The following is an 8562-nucleotide window of genomic DNA, read 5'->3' on the forward strand; positions in this document are numbered from 1 at the left end:
TGGCCCGGCACAGCGCAGCGTGAGATCGGGGCGACGGTCACGGCACTGCCGTTCAAGCCGGACCGGAGGCGGAGCGACGTTTCCGTTTGGTGAGAAACGCGCGGGTTCGCAGATTCCGGGACTGGTGTGACGACGAACCCGGCCCCCTGCCCACCGTTGGAGGCGGCTCGGGGAGCGGGTTCCACCGGCCATTAAGCACTGGGCCGGCCAGATGAAGATCCGTATCTTGGCCACATGGTGGATGGGGGAGAGCCGAGGCTCTTTGTGAACCGGTGGGGCGACACGTCGGACCCGGCATCTGTTGGACGCGCTTCCTACCGGGATGAGTGCGTGTGCTTCGACCAGGCCAAGCCGCATCCGCGAGCCCGTGTCGGTTTCCACGCCGAACGCCAGGACACCTCGACCGCTGGATGGCGACATCTGCTGGAGTTGATCGACGAGGCGGTGGAGGACGGGCGGGAGGAGTTCCGACCTCTGGTCGACCTCAGTACCGAGGAGCGTCGGCAGGTCATCACCCTGCCGACGAGCATCGCCAAGCTGACGGCGGTCAAGCACTTCGTGCTCTACGGCAGCAACCTGGTCCGGATACCACCCGAGATCGGTGCGATGACCAGCCTGGAGGAGCTCACTCCCTACACCTCGTACCGGCTGCACTGGTTTCCCTACGAGATCACCAGATGCTCAAAGCTGGTCCGGAGCACGGTGAGCACCCGCGCACTGTTCGGCAACTACAAGCTCCGTCCTCCTTTCCCTCGACTACAGCCGCCGCAAGTTTCCGTCACTGATCTTGACCTGTCAGCGCTTGATGCCCGGCGCTGGGGTACCACGGCCATCCGTGGATGCAGTGTCTGCGATCGGCCGATCGAACAGGGTGGGCTCCACCAAGTGTGGATCTCCTTTCGAGTGGCCACCGACGTCCTGCCTCTCCTGGTCAACGCCTGCTCGGCAGCATGCGTTTCCGCCCTGCCCTCCGGCGCCGAGGACTACGTGCGGCTGCCGCACACAGGCGGCGGGGTCAAGCAGCCGCCGTCTGGTTCATCCGTTCACGCTGCTGATCGACGAGATCCTGCTCATTGATCTGGACGCGACCAGGAAACAGCGCCACACCGTCACCCCGGATCTACCGCCGTCTGATCGACGAGCACTCCTTGTCCGAGGCGTTGCGTTGACCACTTGAACCCGCACCGATGAGGGGGCGCAAGCGTCCTGCGAGCAACCGCGCGGTCCGGCCAGGGACTGAGAGTCCGGTGTTTATACCTTGCTCGCGACCACCATGTAGTTCTCGGCCTCAAGATCGAACGTGCTCAGTTCCGTCTGGAGTCCGACCCGGTGCAGTTCGACTTCGAGTTCCTCGTACCGGTAGGGCCAGCAGGACAGCAGTTCCGAGCGGACAAGAACCAACCCGGTCGCATCAACTTGCGCGATCGCAATCTCGATGTGGTGCTCCTCCTCCCAATGCGACGCAATCTCCCAGCGGTAGACCACGACGGCATCGCGACCGCTCCGGCGGACGAGTCGGTCACTGATCTCCAGCCGGGAACCTCTGGCCCTCACGAGTTCCCAAGTACGGGATGTGAGTACCAAGCGCCCGCCGGGGCGCAGAAGCCGTGACATCGACTCCAGTGCAGCATCCCTGCCTGTCGCGCCCGTGGCATGGTGAAGCGAGTTGCCAACGCAGAACACCATGTCGAACGTGTTGTCCTGGAAATGGTCGGGCAACTCTTCCCAGTTCGCCCGTACGGCCCGGACGGATGCCCCGAACTCCTCAGACAACTCTGAAGTCCGACGAACCATCGCCTCGCTGGCGTCAGTTGCGACAACTTGCATGCCACGACCGGCGAGGCCAACCGCCAACTGTCCGGTTCCGCACGAACAGTCGAGGACGTGAGCGTTCGACGGCAGGAGATTGAGGACGTCGTCGAACGACGCAGCGAACTCGGCTGGAGGCAACTTTGCATCCGAGATGAGCCATTCGTACACCTCGGCAAGCACGTCATAACCTGTCACAACCACTACCTCCGTCACGCGGCAGACTAACGGTAGGACGGCAGTCCATCAGCGGAGCAAGCCGGGTACCAATGGTTTTAGCACCCAGCAAATTACGGGCCCTGCTCGCAGAATCTGCGAGTTACCGCCTGAATCGCACACCATCGAGCGACGTACCGGTAACTCCTGCTCCTGCCTGCTGACATGCCGTGGTGATGCTCACCAACAGCCGGTAGGAACCCGCGCGTACTCCAATAGTTGCCGACCGTGGCTCCTGCGGTGCGGGTCGGCCTGGGCCGCCCGCTGCGGCCACGCTCAGCCGACCGGCCGCACCGAGTCCCGGATCACGAGCTGCGTGCTCAGCACGACATGGTCGTCGGGCGCGAAGCCGACCTCGCGCTCCAGGGCGAGACGTACGGCGGTGCGGCCGAGTTCCTCGAACGGGACGCGGACCGTGGTGAGGGCCGGGGTCAGGTCGGCGGCGAACGGGACGTCGTCGAAGCCGACCACGGAGACCTCGCGAGGGACGCTCAGACCGGCCTCGCGCAGGGCGGCCAGCGCCCCCAGCGCGACCATGTCGGACCCTGCGAACACCGCCGTGAACCCGACTCCTGAGCGCAGCGCCTCCCGGGTGCGCAGATAGCCCGACTTCCGGCTGAAGTCCCCGACGGTGTCCAATTCCTCGGCGTACGGCGTGCCATGGGCGCGCAGGGCGTCCTGGTGGCCGAGACGTCGCTCCTCCGCGCTGCTGAAGCCGGGGGCGCCGCCGAGGAAGAGGACGCGCCGATGGCCGGCCGTCAGCAGGTGTGACGTGGCCTGGAAGGCGCCGCCGCGGTTGTCGTAGTCCACGACCGTGGCCGGCACGCCGTTCGGCAGCGGCGGTCGGCCGCACAGAACCAGCCGGGATCCCGCGGAGTCCAGCGCCGTGGCGTAGTCGGCCATCCGGCGGTGGTAGGCGTCGTCCGTCACGGTGCCGCCCACGAGGACGACCGCCGCCGCGTGCTGTTCCCGCATGAGCTGGACGAGATCGTCCTCCCGCTCGGTGTCGCCCTGGGTGGAGCAGACCAGGCTGAGGCGGCCCCGGCTGCCGGCCTCCTCCTCCACGCCCGCGGCCACATGGGCGAGGGACGGGCCGGTGATGTCACGCAGCACGAGGGCGACGGGCCCGGCGACGCGTCCGGAGAGCGCCTTGGCGTGGACGTTCACGACGTAGTGGAGGGAGCCGACCGCGGCCATGACCCGCTCCCTGGTCTCCGCGGACACCGGGTAGTTGCCGGCCAGCGTTCTGGAAACGGTTGCTACGGAGACACCGGCCTTCGCGGCGACATCGCGGATCGTACTGGGCCTGTCGGCAGGCTTTCTCGTCCGCTTCGCCTTCTTCCGCCCCGGGGCGTCGATCGGCCCTTCTTCCGCGTCCGTCACGGCTCAGACGTTACTGCACGGTCCGGCCTTGTTACTCCGCCATTCGGAAAAGTACTCTTCCCGTCGGGAGTAAACGTTTTCTGTCGCCAGTCACTCTCCCGCCCCTCTTCACCTCCCGGAGCCGCCATGTCCACCACCCACCTGCGCTGGGGCAGCGAGGAGCTGTCGCTTCTCATCGCTCACGACCCGGCCCACCCGCCACGGCTGCTGGCCGCGGGAGCGGCGTCCGGCCTGCCCGACCCGGTGCGTGAACCCGACGTCTGCGCGCGCCTGGCCCGCACCGCGCTGCCGCTCGTCGAACTGCAGACCGCGGGCAGCGGCAGACTGGGCACGTCCGGTAAACGCCATGTGGACGGAGTATTGGCGCGCGACCTCCGGTACGCCGGGCACGAGGAGCGGCGGGAGGGCGAGGCGAGCACCCTGCTGGTCCATCTGTCCGACGCCACGACAGGGCTGCGCGCCACCGTCTCGTACACACTGCGCGACCGTATCGCGGTGCTGCACACCGAAGTCGGCGTCCACAACGCCGGGGACCGCCCGGTCACGCTGGAGTACGTCTCCTCGCTCGCCCTGGCCAACCTCGCCCGTCACCTCCCGGACGGTGTGCGCTGGGAGGACGACCTCTCCCTGTGGCTGGCCGCCAACCCGTGGAGCGGCGAGTTCCGCTGGTTGCGGGCCACGCTCGCCGAGCGGGGCCTGTACGACGTCGGCATGGTGCGGTTCGGCCAGACGGGCTCCAAGAACCGGATCGCCGTGACCAGTACGGGCTCCTGGTCCACGTCCGAGTACCTGCCGATGGGCTGCGTCGAGGAGACGGCGACCGGCCGCGCCCTGCTGTGGCAGATCGAGCACAACGGTTCCTGGCACGCCGAGGTCGCCGACCGCTTCGACGACGTGTACCTGCTGCTGTCCGGACCGACGGACCGCGAACACCAGTGGCGCCGCCGCCTCGCCCCCGGCGACTCCTTCCGTACGGTCCCGGCCGCGGTCGCCCTGGTCGAGTCGGGCGGCTTCGAGGCGGCGCTGCGGGCGATGACCGAGCACCGGCGCGCCACCCGCCGCCCGCACCCCGACCACGATCAACTGCCCGTCGTCTTCAACGACTTCATGAACAGCCTGATGGGCGAGCCCAGCACCGACGCCCTCCTGCCCCTGGTGGACGCCGCCGCGGCGGCGGGCGCCGAGGTCTTCTGCATCGACGCGGGCTGGTACGACACCGAGCCACCGGGCACCGTCGGCCCCGGCGGAGTGCCGGGCTGGTGGGACGCGGTGGGGGAGTGGGAGGAGTCGGCGACCCGGTTCCCCGGCGGCCTGCGCGAGGTGCTGGACCGTGTCCGCGCGGCGGGCATGGTGCCGGGGCTGTGGCTGGAGCCGGAAGTGGTAGGTGTGCGCAGCCCGGTCGCCGCCGCCCTGCCCGACGAGGCGTTCTTCCGCCGGGACGGCGTACGGCTGGTGGAGTGGGGACGCCATCAGCTCGACCTGACGCACCCGGCCGCCCGTAACCACCTCGACACGGTCGTGGACCGGCTGGTGCGTGACCACGGCGTCGGATACCTCAAGCTCGACTACAACATCGACATCGGTGCCGGTACGGACGGCGACGGGACGGGCGGTCCCGGCGATGGTCTGCTGCGCCACAACCGTGCCTATCTCGACTGGCTCGACGGCGTCATGGACCGGCATCCCGGCCTGGTCCTTGAGAGCTGTGCGGCCGGCGGCAGCCGCACCGACCACGCGACCCTGTCCCGGCTGCCCATCCACTCCGTCACCGACCAGCAGGACTTCCGGCTGCTGCCCGCCATCGCGGCCGCCGCACCCACGGCCGTCACCCCCGAGCAGGGTGCGATCTGGGCCTACCCGCTGCCCGAGCACAACGAGGCCGACCTCGGCACGGTCATGACGTCGGCCCTGCTCGGCCGCGTCCACCTGAGCGGACGCCCCGACCGGCTCGACGAGCGGCAACTGGCCGTCGTACGGCGGGCGTCGGACACGTACAAGACCTACCGCCACCTCCTGCCGACGGCCCGCCCCCACTGGCCGCTGGGCCTCCCGGGCTGGCGGGACGGCTGGACCGCCCTCGCGCTGACCCTGGACGACGACTCGACCCTGCTGACCGTGTGCCGGCGCGACGGAGCGCCGGAGGCGGTGACCGTCCCGCTGCCCTGGATGCCCGAAGGACACCGGCCGCGGACGCTGTTCGCCACCGGATCCGGGCCGTCGCTCGACTGGGACGACCGTGCGCGGGTCCTGCGCATGAGCCTGTCGTCCGCTACGACGGCGCTGATCGCCTTCGGAGGAATCGGTACGCAGGGCTGACCCCTGGCGGCAGTGTTCGGTACGACGGCCCGGCGCCACGCGGCACAAGCCGAGCAACTGTGCCGCGTCGAGCGTGGTCCGGCGGACGCGGGACGGCAGGGAGTGGTCCTCGCTCGGGGAGGCGTTGGCGGGGCGGTTCCGTGGCGTCGCCTGCCGGACGAGGGCAACACGCCGGTGGAGTTGGCCGGGGCGGCCTCGTGGCCCTGGTCGACGAGCTGGGCCCTGGCCCGCTGGCCGCCGTCGGGCAGGGCAGGGGCGGGCAGGTGGTCAACCTGCCCGCCGGACGGCATCGAGTTCGTGGCCGGTGCGTTCGCTCCGGACGCCCCGTCGGGTCCGCGTACGGCGCATGTCCGCATCGTGCTCGGCCCGCCCGACCACGTCATCGCCCAGGCGTCTGAGGAGGCGGCCCCATGGGAACCCGGCACACCGCACGCGCCGGGCTCCCGCGTGGAGGACTGGCCGGACCGGGCGGTCGGCGACCGGCCTCGGTCAGCTCGGTTTCAGGATGATCGCCTGGCCGCCGGCCGGGGCCATGGCCACGCTCAGTGTGGTCTCCGAGGTGACGGACTGAGTGCTTACCACGACCGGGGTCTGGTACGGGGCGGCGCCTGGGGTGCCGTCGCCGTAGACGGTCGCCGTGTAGGTTCCGCTCCCCAGGAAAGACAGCGGGATCGACAGGGTCCGGGACGTCTCGTCGGTCATGGCCCCCAGGTACCAGGTGTCCCCGTTTCGGCGGGCGACCGCCACGTACTCGCCGATCGACCCGGCCAGGGTCCGGCTCTCGTCCCAGGTCGTGGGAACGGCGTTGAACCAGGGCAGCCCCGGCCAGTTCGCGGGGTTGGCGTACTTGGACGGCTTGTCGTACCAGAAGAGGAAGTTGAGGGGCTGGTAGTACACCGCGGCCATCGCCATCTGATGGGCGTTGGTCGTCTTGTCCCGTGACTGGCCGTAGCAGATGGTGTAGTCGATCGGGCCGCCGATGTTGCGGGCGAAGGGAAGCGTCACGTTGTGGGTGGCGGTCGGGAACTGCTCGTTGCCCCGGACACCCTCCAGACTGATCCAGTTGGGGTAGGTGCGTTCGTAGCCGAACGGCCGGACGTCGTCGTGCATGTCGATCAGCAGCTCGTACTTGGCGGCCGCCGCGGCCCAGTCGGTGATCTGGTTCGTCATCGTCTGCGTGCCGTCGTTGATGAAGCCGAGCTTGATGCCCTGCACGCCCCAGCTCCGGTAGAGGCCGAAGAGGGAGTCCGCGTCGGTCAGCGCGAGCCGGTTGACGTAGAGGAAGACGCCGATGCCCCTGCTCGTGGCGTACGCGATGACCGACGGGAGGTCGATGGCCGTGATCGGCTTGGTCGCGTCGGTCGTGGTGAACTCGGGGCCGTACCAGCCGGCGTCGTACTCGATGTACTCCAGTCCTCGGGCCGCGGCGAAGTCGACGCCCGCGAGGCCTGCGGCGGTGGTGAGCTCGCAGCGGAACACCTTGCCCGGTTTGATCCATGACGTGTCGGTGAGGGCGCTGGGCGGAGCCAGGTTGAGCACCAGCTCGGCGTTGTCGACCAGTTCCGCGTGGGTGGAACCGATTACTACCGCGCGCCACGGTGTGGCGAACGGAGCCGTGACGGTGCTGGCCGGCTCGACCGGGCCGGTGCCGCGGGCGGTGTGCTCCATCAGGAACGCGGACAGGGTGCCCGGTTGCCCGTCGACCGAACGGAGCATCAGGCGCGGGAAGTTCAGCCGTGAGGACTCGCAGACGCAGGCGATGAGCCCGTCCGTGAGGGCGGCGGTCAGCGGCAGGTCGGTCAGCGGGCCGTTGTCCGTGGTGGAGGTGCCGGTGACCGGGATCGAGCCGGGCGCCACCGGAAGGTAGGCGTCCTCGTCGCGGGCGCTGTAGACGGTGGTGTCGTCCGGGAAGGCGAACGTGGTCAGTTCGTCGGAGACGGTGACCGTGCCTTCGTCGGGCAGGAGGTAGCGCAGCGCGACACCGGTCCTGTAGGCGCGGATCTGCACGCCGAAGCGGATTCCGGAGGCGGTGTCCCGCAGGTCCCAGCGCTGCTCCTGGTAGTGGTCGGTGATGGTGGCGTTGCGCCCGTACACCGGGGTCCAGGTGGTGCGGGTGGTCGCGTGTCGGTTCCGCCGCACCGTCACCTGGCTGCCGAGGACGGTGCCGTCGCTCAGCCCGAGGCCCAGGACGGACGTGTCGATCACCGTTCTGCCCTGGTGCTGGACGGACCACCGCAGTGCTCCGTCCACGACCGACATCGTGATGGCGTTGCCGCCCATGCGCGCGGTCGCGCAGAGGGCGCGCCCGTCGCCGGGCGGTTCGTCGGCCGCGTGGGCCGGCTGTGTGGTGCCGACTCCCGCCGCGGCCAGACCGACGGTGACGGCCGTGCCCTTGAGGACGCCCCGACGGGAAACCGCCCCGGGGCTGCCTGCTCTGTCCGCCGTGGGCTCTTCCCGGTCCTCTGCGGTTCTCATCGTGCAAGGGGCCTCTCCGTTGAGGCCGCGTCGGCGCGCGGCTCGGTCCGGGTGAAGAATGACGATGTGCGCTGTCGGTAAACGTTTTCTGCCGAAGAATGTTCTACGCGCCGAGGCGAGCCGGGTCAAGACCCGCAGTAGGGGCGCTCGTTGAAGTGGGGCCGCTGTGTCAGACGCCAGACGCCAGACGCTAGTTAGCGGTCGCCTTTGGCCGAGTCGGTGTGCCGACCCCCCCCCGGGGCGAGCGGCAATGCCACCCGGACCAGGACGATGACGAGCCGGTGCCGTGCCGGTGCCGGTGGCGCCGGCGGCGACAGGGGACATCGGCGGGCCTTCAGGGGTACGCCGATCTGATCGGACCGG

Annotated in this window: 5 protein-coding genes; 2 read left to right on the plus strand and 3 right to left on the minus strand. The window is 69.4% G+C overall.

Annotated features, from left to right (window positions below):
• The first annotated feature begins 330 nt into the window (after positions 1-330).
• Positions 331-1077, plus strand: a complete 747-nt coding sequence (locus tag ACI2L1_RS40385) for a leucine-rich repeat domain-containing protein (protein WP_404744450.1) — start codon at positions 331-333, stop codon at positions 1075-1077.
• A 174-nt stretch (positions 1078-1251) separates the two neighbouring features.
• Here the strand turns inward: ACI2L1_RS40385 and ACI2L1_RS40390 are convergent, their stop codons facing one another.
• Positions 1252-2007 carry a class I SAM-dependent methyltransferase gene (locus ACI2L1_RS40390; protein ID WP_404744488.1) on the minus strand — a complete coding sequence of 252 codons (756 nt, stop codon included), beginning with the start codon at positions 2005-2007 and terminating at the stop codon, positions 1252-1254.
• Between the two features lie 294 nt (positions 2008-2301).
• Complete coding sequence (locus ACI2L1_RS40395) at positions 2302-3408, minus strand: LacI family DNA-binding transcriptional regulator (RefSeq protein WP_404744451.1); 1107 nt, start codon at positions 3406-3408, stop codon at positions 2302-2304.
• 126 nt (positions 3409-3534) lie between these two features.
• On the opposite strand from ACI2L1_RS40395, the gene ACI2L1_RS40400 reads away from it, so the two are divergent.
• The gene (locus ACI2L1_RS40400; RefSeq protein WP_404744452.1) at positions 3535-5724 is read left to right on the plus strand and encodes an alpha-galactosidase; all 2190 of its coding nucleotides are present in this window, start codon (positions 3535-3537) and stop codon (positions 5722-5724) included.
• Positions 5725-6213: 489 nt separating this feature from the next.
• On the opposite strand, the gene ACI2L1_RS40405 is transcribed toward ACI2L1_RS40400, so the two are convergent.
• Entirely contained in the window at positions 6214-8199 is a 1986-nt protein-coding gene (locus tag ACI2L1_RS40405) for a glycoside hydrolase family 97 catalytic domain-containing protein (RefSeq protein ID WP_404744453.1), read from the minus strand.
• Positions 8200-8562 lie beyond the last annotated feature (363 nt).

The organism is Streptomyces sp. NPDC019531, from assembly GCF_044903305.1.
GTDB lineage: Bacteria > Actinomycetota > Actinomycetes > Streptomycetales > Streptomycetaceae > Streptomyces.

Bases quoted from the DNA above. Each gene is read 5' to 3' on its own strand.
- ACI2L1_RS40400 (WP_404744452.1), top strand. From the start codon at position 3,535: ATGTCCACCACCCACCTGCGCTGGGGCAGCGAGGAGCTGTCGCTTCTC.
- ACI2L1_RS40405 (WP_404744453.1), bottom strand. From the start codon at position 8,199: ATGAGAACCGCAGAGGACCGGGAAGAGCCCACGGCGGACAGAGCAGGC.